This is a genomic window from Paenibacillus agaridevorans (assembly GCF_018604145.1).
GTDB classification, from domain to species: Bacteria; Bacillota; Bacilli; order Paenibacillales; family Paenibacillaceae; genus Pristimantibacillus; species Pristimantibacillus agaridevorans.
The window spans coordinates 4,443,239-4,464,168 of the sequence record NZ_CP075889.1; the positions used below are offsets into that span (position 1 = coordinate 4,443,239).

The following is a 20,930-nucleotide window of genomic DNA, read 5'->3' on the forward strand; positions in this document are numbered from 1 at the left end:
GCGGTTACGCCCCATCTTACCTCAGCGAGGCATACTTGCTCGATTGCATGAACTCGCGATGGGCTTCCTGAATCGAGTTCGAGCGCATCAGCAGCTCCTCGGACCCGCCATGCTTCAGTTGCTCGGCAATCTGCATCAGCTTGAACGTGTTGTAATAGTTCGCATCCGCTTTGCTTCGACTATGCTGCAATGCGTCCTCATACGCTTGGCGTTCCATCGAAAGGCTCATTGCTTGATTGTATAGATTGAGATCGTGTCGTTGTAAGTAGTCCATTTCGACGGTGCGCAGCTTCTTGCCCAGCATGAGTATAATTCGAATAGATGTCAAACGCGTCTGATCCTTCGTCGCGCGCGCGTCCTTGCTTTGCTGCATCGCCTTGAAATACTCGCTGACCGGCTGGACGGATTTTACATTCACGCCATTCCCCCCTAATTACAATTTCCGTCACATGCAACGATGCCTTGGTCAAAGTATCCATCTGCATCTAACTTCTAATTTATCATGGTAGATTGCTGCGTAAATGAAATGTAAAGGAAACTTTAGGTTCGCGCTTGCAACGCAACAACGGCAACGAGCATATATCCTGTCCCTTGAATCCCAGGTCATTTCATGTTCCTCCTCATGTTCTGTAATTGGGATGAGTCAAGGTAGCCTGCCTTCACGTGGAACGTGACGGCTTCGTGGGGAGGCAATGTTTTCATCTGTCCATTCATTCGGCAGTAGTGCAGTCCTTTGTGTTCCGCTGTTGCAGGCAGCGCCATGCCCAGGGCGTCTTCGCTGCCGGTGCGCGCAATCCAACGGATGCCGTAAGGTGTATCGTCCGGACGGAACGCCACATAATGACCGTCGCCTTCCGGTGCAAGCTGCATACAATGCGCCCAGCCTCGCTCGTCCTGGTCATAACGCATCGTAAACACAATTTCCGGTTCATAGATTTGGGTCTCGGCATCGATGCGATACATCCGTCGCGGATTTCGCGCCAGTTCTTCGATATACGCTAGTAAAGCAGCCGCCTTGTCCGGCGGTAACGTACCCGGAACATCCTGGTGCACCACGATGCTATTGCTTGTATCGTAAATTTCAGCGCCTTCAACGGGACGGAAGTTAACATGGCACAAGTAAGCGTAAGACAACGGCTCGTTCCGCTTGTTTGTCACCGTCATGCGGATGTCGAACAACGTTTGATCTTCATAAAGACGAATTTGAGGATTGGCGATATAACCAATCTCAAACGCCCTGCGGTAGTAAGCCTCGCCTCCGACTTCGATATAGCGTCCGATGTCATCCTCACCAACAGCCACATAGGCCGTATCATAAAACAAAGCCGGCAATTCCCCATGCTGGGGATGAGTGTCCACGGCAGAGGGATTGCCCATAGCCGTCATACCGCAGTGGAGCATGAAACACCCATAGGACGCGCCGAAATCCTCCGTTTCAGGTGGCTCGTCGAACATCGACTTCATGGTCAGTTCATGGCCGTCAAAGGTCGCTCGCCATATTTGCTGCCCCTTAAAGGGCAAAATGATCAGTTCTCCCCGGGTATTTTGTATGCGCAGAGCGTGAACGCCGCTTGGGTAAAGGAATCCTGATGCGGATAATTCACCGGATTCCATAAAGATGTGCTCTTTGGCGACAAAAAAGTGTTTTTGCAGTTTTAGCAATGAAGGAAGCTTCATTTGATGGTTTTCCAGTCTCATACGTTCTCCTTTCTGGCACCAATCCCTGATGAATCAGAGAGCATCGGCCCGCGGCGGCCGTGCTCTCTGTTCGATTTGCGCTATTTAAAGCATCTGATACAAAAGATAGACGACCTTGGCAACCTCTGCACGAGTGGCTTGAGCGGTCGGGTTAAAGCGTTGATCGCCTGTCCCGTTCATCAGCCCCGCGCCCGCCAACTGTTCGACCGCATTAGCGGCGTACCCGGCAATCAAATCCTGATCCTTATAGGCTGCAGAAGCTTGCCCCGAAGGTTTAATCCCCGCGTACGCAAGCGCCCGCGCCAGCATAACCGCAAGATCCTGACGAGAAATCTCTGCCGCAGGGTTGAACTTGCCGTTGGAGCCTTGGACAATGCCCGCGTCAGCCAGAGCCAGTACCGCTTCGCCATACCAGCTTGTTGCCGATACGTCCGCGAACTGATGCTGCCCGGTCGATTTCAGATCGAGGATGCGAGCAAGCAGTGCGGCCATCTGACCGCGCGTGATATTGCTTGCAGGACTGAAGCGGTCGTCGCCCATACCCAGGATAATCCCCTTGGCAGCCATGGACGAGATGTACTTCGCTGCCCAATAGTTCCGCCCAACGTCCTGGAACTCCACTTTATTGCTAACCACCATGTATGAACCGATGGTTTGCGCAGTAAAGCTGATTTGGCCGCTATTGTAACGTCCGCCGAGGTTAACCGTCGTGCCGTCTTCCAGCAGTTGGAACACCGTGACATAGATCTCTTCAAAATCCGCTTCGTTAATCGGCAGCGTTATACGCACGGACGAATCGATGGAAGAGATCGGTTTACCGTCTGCTTCGAGTTGAATATGAATGATTTGACCGTTTATCATTTGTTGGCGTTGCGCTTCGGTCAAGCTTGAACCGTCGGCCGCGGACACTATAAGGGTCACCTCTTGCGCCTGATCCCCGATTGCCGAGCGCAATGCAGATAGCGGAAGATGCAAACCAGCCATCGCAGTCTCAACTTGAACACCGTTTACTCCCTGAGCGGACGCAAGCGCCAGCAGCTCGGAAGGGAACGTGAATGTCGCCTGGGAAGCTCCGCTGCCGCCAATCTCCATCGTAAGATTGGATTGGCCGTCCGAATTCGTCACATGCTTGCCCAAGTAGTCAGCCGCATTCGTGATTGTCAGCTTGGCAGGATCCGGTGTCACTACTGGCGTCACGGGTCCGTTGTTGCCCGTAGTGCCCGGGTCCGGAGTGTCCGGCAGTTTAATGTTGCTGTACGGATACAGGGTAATCTCTTGCGTCATCCCGTAGACACTGAAGAACCCGTCCTCCATAATCGGATTATCGTTATCGATCACATCGAATACTTTAACCCCATCCACATAGAGGAATATCCTCACGCCTTGATCCACATTAATGGCGCCGGTTCGAATGCTATGGCGTTGATTTGGTTTGTAATGCACATTTTCTACGTTTCCAAACCTCGGCGTATAACCGGGTATTGTGCCGATGAGCATTTCTCTAACGCCATTCGTCCACTTCTGTAATTCCCAGGTATCGTGATTGACCAGGATTGCATAGCTTTTGGTGGAAGCGTCCAGAAACATCGTATAGGGATCCTGATCCCGCAGCGTAAATCCAAGCCAGTCAGGCCCATCCATCGTCAAGTTCGATTCCATGTCGAATGTAAGCACAACATCGCCATACTTTGCCCCGGTGTAACCGCTGTTCTCCGAAACGGCAATGCCGGTTTCAGGCGGAGTCAGCGCTGTCACAGGTTTGCTCCAATACGATGTAGCCCGAATCGCATCATCCAACGAAACCTCCGGAGCTGTAATCGGCCCCGCCGCACTGTTCATACGCTTCACTGTTATTGTCCATACGTAAGACTTGCTTCCATTAGAAATGGTGAAAGTAATCGGACCTTGAGAAAAATCTAGCGAATCGCCGTTATAACCGGTGACGGAGTAGCCTTCCTTAAGCGTAAATACAGGCGTAAGCGCCGTCAGATCCACATCTTCCGATACAAAGACTTTTGCGGTTTGATCGAGCGGCTGAATCGATATGCTGCTCTCTTCGTTCAAGATCGATAAATTCAGCAGCGCAGAATCTTTCTTCAAATAAAGTGCCGGCGAGTCCGCATACATTTCCAATTGTATTTGGTGTATGGCCACTGTTCTTTGCGGAACGTCATCGGCAATATTCGCATAGTTCGACTGCAGCCCCGCATTGGATATAATCGCTTCCGCTCCCGGAACGGACGCAAAGTCTCCCCCTGGAACGTACGTATTATCAACTACCGAGTTGTTGAAGCCATAATCTCTGCTCCGATTGACGCTGTAATAATTATTATGGATATGGTTATCGTGAATGTTAGAGGCCCATATGGAATTCCACCAATAGACGGGACCGCCGACCACATTATTTTTCACATCAATGTAGGCGGATCCCGAGTCCAGGTAAATGCCGACGTCATGGGTATTGGGATCGTCATGATATCCGTAGACATAGTTTCCGGAGATCACTGTGCCTGGCTGAGCGCCAAGATTATAGATTAATCCTCCGTCGTGCAGTATTTTGCCTACATCATAGATTAAATTATTCTCGATCCGATTATTCTTGGCGCTTGTCGGAGTCGTGTATCCTTCCTCTCCCCCTGGATCCTGACGACCCCATCCCCAGCCGATAGAAATCCCAGAGTAGGGGACGGCATGAATCTCGTTTTGAGCAACAACCGTGTTCTCCGTAAAGCCTACGAAGATTGCCACGGAATCCAAATAATCTACGCCTGTTCTCGTAATGTAGTTATTGCTGACGGTATTGTTTTTCACAATATCTCTTGCATCGTCAACATAGGCATGATGATCGTCGTTGCTGCCGACGAAGATTCCGCCCGAGGAAATATCGTGAAATGCGTTGCCGACGACCTGGTTGTCCTGGCTTGCTTGCCATAAACGCAAACCGCCGGCACCCAGATTTCTAAAGGTGTTGTTCTCCACAATTATATGATGGCTATAACTGATTTCTACCGCAGAAGGCACGAAAACAACCGCATGCGTTTCGACATAAGTGCCGGCTTGCGCATCTGCATAACTATGGGTATTCGGTCCGCTCCAACCCGCATATTCGAACGTCAGAACGCTGAATGTTAAATTTTGTACGGGCGAATCCAGCGTTCCTTGCACAACCAGCAACTTCTCTGCAGCCGGCAAAACCGCAGACAGGCTCGAGATATTCTGTCCTGCTTTGGGCTTGTAATACAAAGTGGCAACGCCGCTTTGATCAACCGTCCCTTGGCGATCTAAATACCATTCCCCTGCTTGATCCAGAAGTTCATAGGCATTCTCAATCCAGGTTGGCCGATCGTTCGCTACTGGCGAGCGCGACCAATAAACCGGATCCAATACGAGATTGGTGCCATCTGCGCTCACACGTTCGCCCCTGATAATGTTATGGTGCCACTCACGTAAAATATGCACCTCAAGGTTATCCACATTGTGCCAATTTTGAAGATTATAACTTGCCGGCACTATGAACCCGGACCTGTCCGCCTTGTTAAAGAGGATATTATCCGTCAGTTTGTTCGGACCGTTGCTTGTATTTCCGGTCGAAGAAGACGAGGTGACGGCTTGATTGAAGGAATAGGTTTCACCTGTTAATTGAGCCCCTGCTGCAGAAACGATGCCTGCTGGAGCCGGTAAAGTTGTTGATGTTGCCGCCGGCAGCACTTCCGCCTCCACAAGCTGGAAACCGTAGTATATATTCCCTTCGTACAATTCTCCATTTCTCGTTTTCTGTGGAATGATCCGAATGTAGCGGCCTTCAACCGGTTGCTCAAGGATAAACTCCTGCGCAGCGCCATGACTATCCGGAATTTGACTTAATCTCAACGCATCCTGATAATCCACGCCGTTCAGCGAGGTTTGGATAATCATTTCTTCCGGATAGTGAAGATTTTTTAATGCCGGGGTATAAACGGGATATAGTCTTACTCCTCCTACTTCTTGCGGAGTGCCAAGGTCAATTGTAACTTTGGCGTCAGCTCTATTCGGCGTAACGTCTAAATGGGAAGTAAACTGTCCTTGCGAGCCATTCAGGATGCCATCGGTAATTTTATCTTTCGAAAATTTCAAATCCGGATATTCCCATGAGCCTGGTGCATCAACGGGAGCATTTCTGGCAAGATTGGCAGTGCGATATACGGCAAAGTCAGCCAATTGAAGCATGTAAATGGTTACACCTTCATACTCTTCTCCTTTGCCTAGTTTACTAGTTCTTAAACGAATATACTTAGCCTCAGTTGGCGCAAAGTTTACCGTTAGCGATGGTTCCGTCCACTGGGCGTCGGTAACTTGCGTTATTAATGTCCAGTTAGCGTTATCGTTGCTTTTTTCGATAGCGAAATCTACCGGCACATTCAGCGCCACGCCACCTTCCATTCGCGCCCATAGTCGGATCGCAGAGATTGGCTCGGCCCGTTCGCTGCTCAACTCAATCGACGCGATTCTTTCTATGGCAGGATCGGGGTTGCTTACCGTCGTGATGTTGGTAGTCGGATCTCCGTCTGTCATGTAGCTTGCCGGCCAGATGTCCGGAATCAACTGCCCCTGAACAGTGGCGAGCTTGTTTAATGCCACATTCGTGCTGAAATCCGTCCGTTCAACCAAATTCAGGTCGGAGGTATATTCATTTCCCTTGCTGCCGACAATCACCTCGGACAGGATGAGACGATGCTTGCCCGGTTCCAGGCGGTTGGATTCTCCCAGCTTCGTTACGTTAATCTTCACATAACGAGCTGCCTGATTGTCGAAGTCATACACATGCTCGGTTTGCAGATCCGGCGTCGCTTCTCCGACAACCGACTTGGCAACCGTGAAGTTAACACCGTCCTGCGACACTTCAATCGTGAAGTCGACAGGAAATCCCGCCGCTTTGCCAGCGACCGTCTTTAGGGAAGACGGGTACAGCCTGACCCTGGACACGTCATTCCTGACTTCGCCCAGGTCGATCGTAACCCACTCGTTCGCATCTGCAGTCGCATGCGCCTCGCTCAGGAATCCGTCCGATCCCGACCATTGCCAATCGACAGGGCTATCTTCGCTCTTCGCGCGCGTTGCCCGCTCGCCGTTGACATAGAACTGCCTTGCGCCTTCGGCTCCCGCGGGCACAGTCGCTTTATAGATACCGAGGCTCGGATCGAACAGCGTCCACCCCTCTACCTTCTTGCCGCCCGACAAGATGGGCTTGGCGCCTGGCGCCGCTGTGTATATGACACGATAATTGCCCTTGCCCGAATCTTCCGGCCCGAATTGCAGTGTGTCGTCTATCGCATATGTCCCATTTTTCAGATAGACTACAATGTCCCCCGTCATCCCGCTGATCTGGTCTCTTACCACGTCTCTTGCCCGTTCGATTGTCTTGAATGGGCTTGACTCGCTGCCGGCATTCAGATCGTTCCCATCAGGAGACACCCAATACGTCTGATAGGGCTGATCCGTGCTGGCCGCCGCCATGCTCGGGAACGAACTCAGCATCATCATGATCGCAATCGCGATTATTTGTAAGCGCTTACTCATTCCTTTCATCTTCGCACCTCCAGTTATATTTACAACCTCTCAGAATCTGGACGCTTCACAATGACGGTCGCTCCGTCCATTAGACCGTAATCCTCCAGTTGATAATAGATGACCTGGTTCCACTCTCCCTCGAAAGCCTCCGGACCGCACCATACCGGATTAAAAAACGCGTGATGCAGCGGGCCGAACGTGTTTCGCAGCGAACTGACGACTTCGATCTCGATCGTATTGTCGCCCATGATGCAGAACGGTGTAATATCGATTTCCCAGGGGCGCGAGATCAGCAACTGCTCTGATCCCTGGTTCACTTTTACCTTAAACAAGGTGCCTTTCGGATCGTTCAGCCGCAAGATCGCCCTGCGGTCTTCAAGCTCGGGCAACGAGACCGTGTTTCGATAGACGATGTTGCCTGAGTAAAAGGGATACCCCTGACCGACCCAGCTTCCGTTCGTCAGCCCGCCGGGCTCATCGGACAGCGCGTACGACCGGCCGCCCGTGGGTACGACGCCGAAATCGCCGACGATATAGATATCCTCAATCTCGATGCCATACCGATAATCGCACGCCAGCAGAATGTCGTTCGTCCCCTGTCTGATGTAAGCGGAGATGTCGATCAAGCCAAACTGCTTGTCCCAGTAATACTCATCCGTAACGGTGTCGACAGGGTGGCCGTTAATCGCAAGACGCCAGTTATGCGCCTGCTCGATCACGATGTGCACCGCCTGTCCCTCCGATTTGCAGCGGAATTTAAAGCTCAGCTGCAAAGCGCGCGGCTCGCCTTGTTTAACGCCATTGCGCTCGACGACCCATGGCTGTACGCCGTCATATTCGCCGAATCCGCATTCTTGCCGCATTTTACGCCTGATCTTCCATACCGGCACTTCTTCGCTCCATGCCTGGCGATCGACGGAATAACGGCAATTGTCCAGCGTTAATACGTTTTTGTGCGTTCGCTTGAACGTCCACTTCGGGCTTAAATCCATGCTGGATTCCGCGATCCAGTTCACCGGCTCCGCCGGAACAAAACTCGCGGACGTGTCGACGTAATAGACGATACTTCCGCAAGGCGCGAGAAACGTATCGATTTCCAGCCCGTACGGGCACGCTGCGGCGCAGACGTCCGTCATGTCCCCCGTGAACAAATCAAGCCGCTTCAGCTTGCCTGCCGTCGGCAGCAAAATGCGGATTTGAGCCGCCGTCTCCTTGCTCGTATTGGCCACAAAATAGTAATATTCATGCCGTTCCCGTCTGCCATGCACATAGACGTCTTTCGTTTCGCTGCCGTCCAGCCCTTCCACTTTCACTTCCCGATGGAGGAGACCGGATAATATCCGTCTCAGTTCGCCGCTGCAACCGGCATCCACCGAATAAACATTCGGCAACCGTTCGAGTTTCTTCCACCTGCCAGCGTTCTCCCTGCCGTCGATATGCGTCGGTTTATCACCGACAAAAACAACTTTCCCGCCTTTATCTGCAAAACGTTCCAGCAGCCTAACCGTGTTCTCTGACCAAGTCAACGACGGGGGGACGACTACGACCTTATATTTCCCGGCACTGGCGACCGCCATCATCGCCGTTCCATCCGCCTCTTCCTTAACAGCAGCATTATGTTCCATAATAATCTCGTCGCCGAAATCGAATGCCACTTGGCAGGACAGCAGATGCACCGTCAACTCGATCAACTGGCGGTCGTAATGGCCGATGTGGAAGCGGTGCGTTTTCTCATATGTCGCCCACAGCGACCCGATCGGATGCAGTACCAACGTATCTGCCATATATTCACCCTGAGCGCATACCCACGACGCCCGGGCAAAATAATCGTTCATGATCCGATAGCTGTCCCAGTAAGGCTGATGGTAGCTGATCGTAGGCGGATAATCCCTCTTGCGATCCCCTGTCATGGCGTACAGGACGAGATGCTGGCACAAAAAAGTGATGCCGAGGACGAAGTTGTAATCCGCCAGCCACTTCTGGTCTTCGAAGGTCATACTGTGCCCGCTGACGCCAAAAATTTCGCTCAGAACCCGCGTGCGGCCATACTGATGCGCCACGCTGGACACCTGTTTCATCGTGAGCGGCGTTGGCGTCTGGATGGAAGTTCGATCATCGGCATTGTCCGTCGGAATCGTAAGCTGGCGGCATAGGTGATCAATGCCGGGGATATGCATGTACGCATAATGGGGCATCGCCGCGCCTATGCTCGTGGCCTGCCTGTACATCGAGTCTTCCTCGAAATAATGGCCTGTGTACTTGAGTCCGTTCCGTTCGCAAAATTCGTAGACGGGCTGCGAGAACGCCGCGATGAATCGCTTTGTCAACGCTTTAAAGTACGCGTATTTAATCGCATGATGGTCGCCGCAAGGATAGAACAGACTCGGCAGAGCATCGGCAAGCTCGTAACCTTCCAACTCGCGGAAATAATGGTCGAACCCGGTTGTCCACGGCATGGCGTTCGGTTCCGAGCCGATAAACTGCGGTTCGTCTGTAAAAATACCCGGCAGATGCACACCGAACTCGGCGCCGAAGCGGCGTTCGTATCGTTCGTGCGTGATCGCCAGAAATTGCCGCACGGCTTCCGGATTAAGCAAGTCGGCATACGTCGCATGATTGTACCAGGCGCTGGGCGCCTGGCTCATCATCTTGAAAGCGACCAAGCGCGCATCGCACGCCACCCGCACATCCGCCGCTTCGGCTTCCGCAACGCGCTCGTAACGTTCCGGCTTCCCGTCTTGCATGAAAATTTTGAATACGCCGACGACATCCCGATCCGCCAAGTATCGCCCGACCTCTTCAACTTTAATATCGATTTTCAACAAATATTTTGCCCTGAACGCCTCGTTCTCGGCCGTTACAAGACCGCCCGCCGCGCCGCTCGGCCATTTATCCTCGTCATACAGCCAAGTCTCGATGCCCAGCTTCTTGCCTTCTTCGAGCGTCGCCGCTACCCGATCCATCCATTCCTCGGAAAGGTATGGCGTTTGCAGACCGACCCTGGAATGCATGAAGTATCCACCGAAGCCTTGCTTCTTCATCTCGCGAACTTGCCGTCTCAACTCCTCGTCGGCAAGCATGTCGTTCCACGCCCAGAATGGAGACGGCCTGTACGAATTTTCGGGTTCTCTGAACGCATCTGTATCCATGACTATTTGGATGCCTTCCAGTCGTCGATCTGTTTCTGCATTTCTTCGATTACCTTGTCGGAGCCGGCCTTCTTCAGCTTTTCTACGAATACCGGATAGTCCTTATCCACCTTCAATACGCCATACGTCAAGCCTTCCGCATATTCCTTGATCACCGCGGACGTATTGGCCACCTCCGTCTTGACCGGGGTCGGATCAAACGTAAATCCGATCGCCGGCGACGTCTGGGCTTCTGCGTTGATTTGCTTGTGCTGGGCCCATACATCCTCAGGCTGTCCTTCGATGAGATAACTGTTGAAGATAGTAGCCATCTCCCAGTTGGGGATACCGATATATTGGGAATCTTTATTCTGCTCGATGAATTTACCCGTTTTCTTCGTGTAGTCTTTTCCTTCAATACCGAAGGTCAGCAGATTAAACAGCTGTTCGTCCGAATTCAGCAACTCCAGCACCATCATAGCCCGCTCCGGATTTTTGGATGTCCGGCTAATGGCGGTCAGCGTCGCGAGAATTCCGCTATTGTTCAACACTGGATTGGAAACCGCCGTATTCTGCATCGGCACGCCGTAAGTTTGCGACGCCAAGGCTTCGCCGCCAGGCTGCCAAGCGCCGGCAAACCATGCGCCCATCACTTCCCCGGGCTTTAGATTTTGATCCTTCTTGGACAACAGCTCGATCGATTTGAAATAGCCCTTCTCTACCCATTTGTTGACTAACGCAAGATGCGCTTGGAATTCTTCCGACTCGAACTGATTAAATACTTTCAACGAATCGTCATTCATGTAGACAGCGCCGGGCACATCATCACCGCTGATCAGTTCCATGCCGTAGTAACCCGAAAGTTCTTTCCACCTGATTTCGATCGGGTATTTGTCAGGCTCTCCGTTCTTGAACTTTTCCAAATACGGCTCCAGATCCTCCAGCTTAAAAGTATTTCTGTCGATTCCGTACACATCGAGGCCGTATTTATCCGCAGAAGCCTGCGGAACGTTTAAAGTGGTGCTTCTTGCCGAGAATTGCTGATTGGGCACCGCGTATACTTTGCCGTTTAATTTCACCGCATTCCAGAATCCGTCCGGTATTGAGCTTTGGAGCTTGGGCGCATTCTTGCCAAGCAACTCATCCAGCGGAAGCAAGTTTCCTTTCGACGCGGCAATCTGGAAGTTGTTGAACCAGTTCGAGTAGAAGGCCAGGTCGAACTCTTCCGACGCCGCCATCATCACCTTCATTTTCTCTTCGTACTCGCCCGTATTGATCATTTTGAAATCAACTGTCGTATTGATCTTTTCCTTCAGAATTTTATTGACTTCGTCGAACACGGCGTTTTCTTCTCCCTTGGCATCTCCGTTAAAGGAAGGAAAATACCAGGTCAGCTTCACTTCTGGCAGCGCCGACGATGTTGCCGAAGCTTCGTTTGCAGCCGGCGAGCTATTTGAAGCTTGCTGCTCCTCGTTTTTTGTTGCGCATCCGACTAGCGTGAAACTGAAGACCAGGCAAAGTACGATGGCCATCCCTAACGTCTTTTTTACTTTTGACACGTTGAACCCTCCATAATGTTTTATATTGTTATTTTAAACCGGAATGGTGTCCGGAAATAACCCGTCATCCTTTTACTGATCCTACCGTTAATCCCTTGACGAAATACTTCTGAAAGAAGGGAAACACGAACAGCATTGGAAGCGAAGTCAATATGCTTAGCGCCAGTCTGGAAGACAGCTTCGGGAGTGAATCCTGGCTGATTCCCGGTGGCAAATAGCTCGCATTGTTAATGTAGAAATCAAGATTAGCCATAATTTTATAAAACAAATATTGCAGGCTAATCAGTTTGTCGTCCGTGATGAACAATAAGCCGAGCCAGTAATCGTTCCAATATTGGAAGATAATCAGCAGGCCGACCGTTGCCAGCACAGGCTTGGACAAGGGCAGTATCATTCTGAAAAATATCCCGAATTCGTTTGAGCCGTCGATCTTCGCCGATTCAATAATTTCCACGGGAACCGTCTGAAAAAAAGTCCGGAGCAGCAGAATATACCATGCCGCGACCAAATACGGAACGACCAGCACCCAAAATGTATTTTGCAGCTTCATGCTCGTGATCATCATATACCAGGGAACGAGGCCTCCCGTAAACATCATCGTGAAAAAGACATAGAATGATATTTTCTCTCTCCACTTGAAGTCCTTGCGTGCGAGCGGGTAAGCAATCATGGCGTTGACTAGCAAGCCGACGACGGTGCCTACGGCGGTTACGGAAAAAGATACCCAATAAGCATGCAGCAATTTTTGAGCATTGAGAAATATATACTCGTAAGCGACAAACGTAATCTCCCTCGGGAACAGCCGATAACCGTGATTAATAACATCCTTTTCCGGGGAAAGCGATGTGCTTATCACAATAATGATCGGTAGGATGCATAATATACTGAACAAAATAAGTATTCCATGCGAGAAAACAAGCAGTAGCCGATTATCCGATTTTTCCCTTGTATCCATGCTATTCTCCCCTAGAAAACCGCATTGTCTTCGTTCGTTTTTTTGATCAAGTAATTGGAAACGAGCACCAAAACAAATCCTACAACAGATTGATAGAATCCCGCCGCGATCGCCATCCCCGTATCTCCCATCACCCTAAGCGACCGGTATACGTAAGTGTCGATAACGTCCGTTGTGCTGTACAATATGCCGTTATCCTTCGGCAAATTGTAGAACATATCGAAGTTGCCGCTGAAAATTCTGCCAATGCTGATCAAGGTGAGCAGTGAAATAAGAGGCATCAGGAACGGCAGAGTGATTTTCAACATAATCGTCAGCTTGGAGGCGCCGTCGATCGAGGCCGCCTCATAATATTCCCTGTCGATTCCGAGAAGAGCGGCAAAATAGATCAGCGAAGTGTATCCAAGGGATTTCCAGATTGCCATAACAACGATAATGTACGGCCAATATTCCGGCTCGAAATACCAGTTCGGCGGCTCAAGGCCCAAACCGGCCAATATTCTGTTCAGGAAACCGAGACTCGGCTCCAGAAACGCGAACAGCATGCTCGATACGATGACCCAGGACAAGAAATAAGGGATAAACATCAGCGTTTGATAAATTTTGGCGAAAAGTTTTCTAGTAATTTCATTCAACAAGATCGCAAACCCGACGGCCAGCGTTGTACTTAACACGATGATAACGGCGTTGTAGCCGACCGTATTTCGCGTAATTCGCCAGGCCGTGTCCGATTGAAAAAAAAACTCGAAGTTCTTCAGTCCGATCCATTCGCTGCCGAGCAACCCTTTATCTACTCTGTAATCTTGAAAAGCGACGATCAGCCCTCCCATCGGAATGTAGTTAAAGAGCAGCAGCAAAATGAGAGCCGGCGTACAGAGCAGGAACAACTGCGCGGTACTGTTGATCTTAAAGAAACGAAAGCCTCCGGTGCGATTGTTCATGAATAAGTCCTTTCTCCACTGATCGTATTTGTGTTCCGTCCACACCCTGAGATTAGCAGGCTGCCGGCGCCGAAAACACTCCAAATTGCATACAAAGCTTAGAATTATAGATCATTCCGCCTTATGAATGCATACATTTATCCGTTTTGCCCCCGTCTGCCTCCGTTCGGCATGCCACACATAAAAAAACTCCCGTGGCATCAGCCTACGGGAGGTAAAGACTTGCGGTATTGATTCGGCGTTAAGCCCGTCGCTTTCTTGAAGAGCGTGTAAAAATATCCGCTGCTTAGGAAGCCGACCCGCTCCGAGATTTCGTTGATCGGATATTCGGTGTTCGCCAGCAACTCCTTCGCTTGCTCCAAACGAACTTCGGTTATATATTCCGCTACGGATTTGCCGTTTATTTTTTTGAACAGCCGGCCCAGGTACATCGAGGACATCTTAAATTGATTGGCGATTGTATCGATGGATAAATTCATGTCCGAGTGCCGATGATGGATCATTTCCACTACGTCCTGGATTAACTCGTCATGCTTGGCGCTCGTTTTTTCCTTCAGCTTCGCGGTCATGCTGCCGAACAAAGCGAAGAAATGCTCGTTGATTTCCTCCAGCGTCTCCAACTTGTCCAATTCCGAGATAAAAGCGTTCAAATTGTACGGCATCGGCTTTCCAGAATTCCTCTGGATCGTATCAAGCACCATGTTCATATCGACGGCCAGACGCAGCAGGCCGGATCTGACAATATTGTAGGAATAACTGACGGTATGATTCACGATTTGAATATATATATTTTGCGCATCGGCTACTTTCCCGAGCAGCAACGCGTCGATCAGCATCTTTTCTTTATCCGATGGGTACGAATACGGCTTGTCGGACAGAGTTTTAATATGGTCGGGAGTGATAATACAGCCGTGTCCATAGGTCAATCGGTAGTTGGAAGCGTCGACTGTCTCGTCATAGAGGTCTCCCGCCTCGCTTAACGTGTTCGCGATCGGACTTACAGCTACAGACAGCGAGACCTTGTACGCGGTCCGAACATAATTTTGAATGTTCTTAATGCGACTTTCCAAGGCTGCGTAGACTTCATGGGCGCTGCCGCTGCCGACATTGCTCAAGACGACAATGTGATCGGTGTCGACATCGACCGCTTCGCATTCGTACAGCGCCGATAAGATTTCGCTTGCGATGTTCATGATCGAGAATTTAATCAAGCTTCTACCGTTCGCACTGTTATTTTGTACGAATGATTTGAACCCATCTATTTTAAACAGCATCAGCACCAGCGGGGAACCGGGATTCAACTTTGTGTGAAACGTATGGAATTTCTTCAAAATGACTTCGTCCGCAAGCCGGGTATCATTCCGCAATATGTTTCTTAGAAAAATATACTTCTCCTCATTGCCCTTTTCCTTCTGCATAATCGACAAGCTGGACGCGATATTGTGGATCGGGCGGTACAGCTTGCGTGAGAGGACCAAAGACAAAAGCAGGCCGCTAACCAAAATCAATATCCCGAATAGGAACGTCTTGGATTTCATTTCATTGATCTTATGCATAATCGAGCTGTAGGGCGTGACCCGGATAAATTTCCACGCATGAGCATCGGAAGAAACGTACGAAACAAGCGACTTAACGTCGTTTACTACGTCGACAAAATAACCCGAGCCTCTATTGGAAGCCAATATCTTGTGAATGTAAGGCAAACCGGAGAGGTCCGTGAGGATGCCGTTCTCCTGATCGCTGATCACCATTTTACCGTCGTTATCGATGATGAACGTATTGCTCTGAGGTTCGGTATTCAACAGATCGATCATATTTCGCAGCCAGTTCTCGGAAATGTTGAGAATGATAATATGATCGTCAAGCGGAATCTTCTCCGCATAGGAATCGTAAAACAAAAACGTGTACACGTTTTTGCTCGGGGTGCTGACGATGCCGGGATAGGCATTATCGATATTGCGGGGAATCGGCGTGATCCGCTTGTAATCTTTAATATTTTTTAAAATTTGCAGAATGCCCTGATCGAAGAAGGTTCCCTTCTGATCCGGCTCGATTTTCTCAATATTGACAAGACTCGTATACAAAGTATCCCGTTTCGAGTTGTATACGTAGATCGAATCGACGAACGGAGAAGTTGCCCGGTACGAACGCAGTTGATCGAGCGCCAAATACTCCTCCCGCACGTCAGGCAGCGAGGCGTAGGAGAGCTTGGAGATGGTGTCGCTAAAATAAACCTGAAGAGACAAGCTTTTCGCGAGGTCGTTCATTAAAGTCGCGCTGTAGCTGATTTGCGAGAGGCCGTCTTTATTGGAATTATGGGAGATGTTCAGCCCGATCCGCTCGAATGTGAAATACAAAATGGATGAGACCACGAATATCGTGATCGTAATTGACAAAGTCAAGGAAAGTAATATTTTCGTATAAAATTTAGGCAAACTGGCTTCCCCCTTTGTTTTCTACTTCAATTTATAGAACAATGGGGGGAGCCAGTCAATACTCTTATTGACGATCTATCAATCTCTGATAAATGTATGAATTTCGCACTCGGGCAAAAGGAGGTTGACCGCTGTTGTCGTTTTGCCGACGCTTCTTTTCTGATTGGCTAGGGCAACTACTTTGCTCATCGAACATTTCTCCTTTCACTTTCACGCAAAAAAGCCGACTGTGCTGAACAATAAAGATATCAGTCGCGGGAGACAGTCCAAATTGTATCCCATCAACACTAGAACCAACAAATAAATGTTGTAGTGTCTTCTCAGCAACTAGCCTATGTTCCGTCAAAAAAACGAAAAGCCATCCCAAGCAGCTAACAAACAGCTGCTTTTGAGAGACGACTTTAAGCTTAAACCCAACTATTTTTTCCCGTTTTTGTTGCCTTTTTTGTCCGACGTTCGAGTTGTTGTATTTTGGACACCATGCCCTTGCTGTTTAGACAATCCAGTTCCCCCCTTTGCAGGTGAATGGTCATAGTATACACACTTTACACCTCAATAATGTTCGGTAGGAGCAGGTAACGCTGACTTATATGGTGAAAGTAGTTACACCGCCCCGTACGAACAATGATTTAAAGCAATTCTTTCGCCAGTTTTTGCCGCGAGTATCTTTGACTTTCTTAACGCTTAAGTTATTGTCCTTCTTAAAGCTCATCTAATTCGAATAGCAGTCTCTTCACCGCCACAGCGGCCTCCGCTCTAGTTGCCTGGCCCTGCGGAACGAACTTTTTGTTGTCTCTGCCATTAATGATTCCTACTCGAACAGCAGTTTCAATTTCCTTAATCGCCCATTCGCTTATTTGATGCACATCCACAAAGCCTATTGAAGCAGATAAGCCTAATTCCTTAAAGGTCTCCTCGGACATATATTTGCCAGCCCTCACCAGCATCACCGTCATTTCTTCCCTGCTAATAGGCCGCTCTGGTTTGAAGCTATTGTCCGTCATTCCCTTGACGATTCCGGCAGAGTAAGAACCGCTTACAACCCCTGCATACCAGGAATCGGGTGACACATCAGTAAATGGACTTTGAAAGGCAACCGTTTCAAGCTTTAACGCTCTTGTTATCATCGCCGCAAATTGCGCCCTTGTCACCATTGCATCCGGCATAAAGTGCGTATCATCCATACCTTCAATAATCCCCATCGAAGCGAGCAGTTCGACATCTTCCTTAGCCCAATGTCCCGCCAAATCTACGAACGTTTTACTCATCGGTCTACTCACAGCAATACTTTTCCCCACGGTATACGTTGTGCTTTTTAAATTATTATTTACCACTTTGATAGAGTCCCATCTTACAGTCGATTTCCCGTCTTTCTTGATTTTAAACGTTAGGGTGCCTATTGTAACATTCCCGCTTTCTCCGGGTACATCGCCGACTTTGGTATGCGCGATAATAATTTCCTTGTTTTTGATAATGGGCGAAACCGAGAAGCCTTTCAAATTCGATTTGTCCTCCAACAGCTCAAGCTTGTCAGGGTCAAAAGAGAATCTAGCTTCATATCCATATAAATCAACGATGTTTTGTCCACTCATTGTCATCGTAATTTTTCCATCAGCTGGTTTGCTTGCGTCTAACAGAAAAATCGATGCTGCTTCAGCGTTTGCCATTGTCAGGAACAGCATAGACGAGTAGAATAACATGATCATTAGCAGAGCGATCCGTTTGTGCAAGATCCTTCTTCCTCCCTTACTTAATTGCTACTATTTCCTTATGCCAAACAGGAGGAAGATTCCTCCTGTTTGGACACATGCCTCATCCTAAAATTTTCTTGGCTAATGCAGCTAAATCCTCAATGTCGATTTTGCCGTCTCCATTCAAATCCGCTTTCTTCACTTGCTCCCAATCGGGGCTACTTATGTCCTTGCCGTAATTGGCGGCCAGTACAGCTAGATCGCCTATTGTCACTTTATTATCGTGATTGAAGTCGCCAAAGATGCCATCAACTGTAACTTGAATGTTGATCGAGGACAAAGCCGCTGTATATTCGATGCCTTGGCTATCCGCCAAAACAGCGTTTGTTATCGAAATTTCACTTGTCGTATCCTGCATCACATACTTCGATCTGAACTTGATCTCCACGATCGGTGCTTGGCCTGTAACCGCATTTTCTTGCCCCTCACTGGCGAGGATCAACCGAATGGTCCCTGCGGGTTCCTTCACAATCTCGAGAAGGCTAACCCCCTCTTTTATCGATGCCGCAGAAATAAATTCTAAAGTTGCAGGATCATACGCCAAATTAATTTCTTGAGCATAAATATCGTGAGTTACGCTATCCAGTCCATATATAACCGTAAAGTCAGTATTTCCTGAAACCGAATTCGCCCCAGTTGTTAAAGAAGTTACATTCGTATCGCCGGACTCATCGTCCATCACATACAATTTGCCTTCCCCCGGAGCAAAGCTGCCCGATAGGGTTCCAGCCATGCTATTGTAATTTGTGCTGGTTTCTGCTCCCGTGATTTTCGAAACTTCTTTCACTGAGCCAGGCTTGGTCGGTATCGAGAATGAAATCATTCGAGAATCTACAATATCCCGATTCACAACCATAATATATTTGCGGCCGCTTTCATTAGTAAACGAGCTGATTATCATCGGCTGGCTGGAATCAGCCGGCTGCCAGAAGAAATCAGCAGGAACCGCCTGGGTTCCCTGCGGTCGATTCCCCGTATGATATACGGCCTCCGACTTCAACCCTTGCAGGGTCGGCCCAAGTTTTAGTACGCCTGCATTAAGATTTTTGGCGTAATAGTATAATGGGCTTTTTGTGCCGTCAGGAAGCAGGAGTGCATCCGCAATTCCGGCGCTCGCTAAAGTTCTATAAGTAAAATAATTAATACCTTTAGCGCCGTAGGCAAGATTGGTATAAACCTGGTACCTTAATTCTGCTTCATTAGGCTTTCTAAGGCTTCCCAGCTCAGCGACCGATTGGATAAACGACCAGAAATCGATCTTGGCTGCCAGCGCTTGCCTGCGGATGATCTCCAGATTATTATAGTAACCATTCTCATTTATTCCGCTGCCCAGCCTGAAAGGATAATAATCGAACATTAGAACGTCGGGACGTTTATTGGCCCAACGGTAAACATAATCCTCATAGCTTCTGTACACAATGTCTTGATTAATCGTAAACCAGAAGTCACTGTTCATGGATATGCCGTTTTTATATCCAGTCCCATCCTTCTCCCAGTCTGATCCATTCTCACCATAAACAACCCAACCAACTAAGTTCTTCCCTCCTCCATTATGGGTAAGCTCCCAATAGTAGGTTGTATCAGGGCTGACAGTCGCATTAATTGTAAATTTCGGGTAACTGACGACGCTTGCGTTTGGATTTCCCATGGTATCCTCGCCCAAAAGGGTTGTTTTAGCTAGAGAATCCCATAATTTTAGCGTTATTGTTTCACCAGCATCCCATTGACCGCCTATAAATAATTGTATAGTTGAAATAGATGTCGTTACCGCATTTGTCTTAAATGTTTGTCCCAAGGATTGGCTTGGTGTTACATAATCCCCTGAGTGCGATTCGCGAAAGAGAGCTTCTTCAGGAGCGTAGTTGGGAAGCAGATTAGCTAATGTCATATGATCCGGGTCGGCCTGTCTGAAACGTTCCATCGTGGCCTGAATCCCTGTCATTCCTTTTGCCGAAGGTTCATCTACAATGAAGTACCCCATAAGCGCAGGGTTTGTCTTATATCGATCCGCAATTTCATCAATAAGTGCTGTTGTGGGACGAGGAGCACCTTCATAAATTTTATGATTGTAATTTATCTTGAACCACATGTCACGGTTACTTTGGGCAACGCCCCCCTCATAAGCCGTTCCTCCCTCATATACATCCGATGCACTCCGTTTCACTCCAAAAGGTGTTAGGGTATCGCTAGTTAGCTCCATATAATAGGTTGTATTTGGAGAAAACCATTTGTAAATTTTAAAAATGGAATAATCCTCACCATAAGATCCTGAAACGGTTGAGCTCCCCATTAAAGTTGTCTTAGCCGGAGAGTCATATATGCTCAATGTAGCTGTGCTTTCTTCCGTCCAATCCGATCTATCGATAAATAATTCGATGGTATTGATGGCTGTGAAAGCATCCGATGTCGTGGTAAACGTTTGTCCCAATGAACTGCTATTGCTTAGAAGCCACTCTTCGTCCGCAATGGTTTGCTCGACAGTGAATGGATACATGATGAGTCTTGTATCGAGTACCATACATTTTAATCCAACTGCTTCGCATTGTTCTACTGAAGCATCATTCTTCGCAATGTTGCTTTCATTATTAAGCACCCAAGTTGCATTCATATCTTTTATCTCTTGATAATTAGCGGTTGTGGGCTCATCTGGAGGAAGATATATTCCTATCGGGAACGGGTTAGCACTCGAGGCAGTCGCCTGAAGTGAGGGCAGCCCCAGCCCTATAAAGCTAGCTAAAGTAACCAACAATACAAACTTTAAAAGAGTTTTTGGCATTCAAATACCTCCTAAATTATTTTGTAAACGCTTTCATTATTGATCTCAACAATAAGCTACATTGGACTCACCTCTTTTTATAGTTTAAGACTATCTTGCCAGGGAATAATTGACCAGCACCCCAAAGGCTACAATTCATG

At 48.8% G+C, this 20,930-nt stretch carries 11 protein-coding genes; all 11 read right to left on the reverse strand.

From position 1 onward, the window contains the following. Positions 1–16: 16 nt before the first annotated feature. The 11 genes from KJW29_RS18375 to KJW29_RS18425 all read right to left on the reverse strand — a co-directional run bounded on the left by KJW29_RS18375 (position 17) and on the right by KJW29_RS18425 (position 20,790). A complete protein-coding gene (locus KJW29_RS18375) occupies positions 17–418 on the reverse strand; it encodes a hypothetical protein (RefSeq protein WP_214630895.1) in 402 nt (133 codons plus the stop codon). A 185-nt stretch (positions 419–603) separates the two neighbouring features. Beyond that, positions 604–1,677 carry a DUF4432 family protein gene (locus KJW29_RS18380; RefSeq protein ID WP_214630896.1) on the reverse strand — a complete coding sequence of 358 codons (1,074 nt, stop codon included), beginning with the start codon at positions 1,675–1,677 and terminating at the stop codon, positions 604–606. A gap of 105 nt (positions 1,678–1,782) precedes the next feature. Continuing rightward, positions 1,783–7,263, reverse strand: coding sequence for an S-layer homology domain-containing protein (locus KJW29_RS18385; RefSeq protein ID WP_214630897.1), 5,481 nt, complete (start codon positions 7,261–7,263; stop codon positions 1,783–1,785). 20 nt (positions 7,264–7,283) lie between these two features. Beyond that, positions 7,284–10,394 carry a glycosyl hydrolase gene (locus tag KJW29_RS18390; protein ID WP_214630898.1) on the reverse strand — a complete coding sequence of 1,037 codons (3,111 nt, stop codon included), beginning with the start codon at positions 10,392–10,394 and terminating at the stop codon, positions 7,284–7,286. A 2-nt stretch (positions 10,395–10,396) separates the two neighbouring features. After that, positions 10,397–11,932, reverse strand: coding sequence for an ABC transporter substrate-binding protein (locus KJW29_RS18395; protein WP_214630899.1), 1,536 nt, complete (start codon positions 11,930–11,932; stop codon positions 10,397–10,399). Positions 11,933–11,996: 64 nt separating this feature from the next. Next, positions 11,997–12,887, reverse strand: a complete 891-nt coding sequence (locus tag KJW29_RS18400; RefSeq protein WP_214630900.1) for a carbohydrate ABC transporter permease — start codon at positions 12,885–12,887, stop codon at positions 11,997–11,999. An 11-nt stretch (positions 12,888–12,898) separates the two neighbouring features. Further along, complete coding sequence (locus tag KJW29_RS18405) at positions 12,899–13,828, reverse strand: ABC transporter permease (protein WP_214630901.1); 930 nt, start codon at positions 13,826–13,828, stop codon at positions 12,899–12,901. Between the two features lie 200 nt (positions 13,829–14,028). Then, entirely contained in the window at positions 14,029–16,263 is a 2,235-nt protein-coding gene (locus KJW29_RS18410; protein ID WP_214630902.1) for an AraC family transcriptional regulator, read from the reverse strand. A gap of 78 nt (positions 16,264–16,341) precedes the next feature. After that, positions 16,342–16,452 carry an AAA family ATPase gene (locus KJW29_RS18415; RefSeq protein WP_214630903.1) on the reverse strand — a complete coding sequence of 37 codons (111 nt, stop codon included), beginning with the start codon at positions 16,450–16,452 and terminating at the stop codon, positions 16,342–16,344. Between the two features lie 512 nt (positions 16,453–16,964). Beyond that, on the reverse strand, positions 16,965–17,993 hold the full coding sequence (locus KJW29_RS18420) for an S-layer homology domain-containing protein (RefSeq protein ID WP_214630904.1): 1,029 nt from the start codon (positions 17,991–17,993) through the stop codon (positions 16,965–16,967). Positions 17,994–18,075: 82 nt separating this feature from the next. Next, positions 18,076–20,790 carry a cohesin domain-containing protein gene (locus KJW29_RS18425; RefSeq protein ID WP_214630905.1) on the reverse strand — a complete coding sequence of 905 codons (2,715 nt, stop codon included), beginning with the start codon at positions 20,788–20,790 and terminating at the stop codon, positions 18,076–18,078. Between the last annotated feature and the right edge of the window lie 140 nt (positions 20,791–20,930).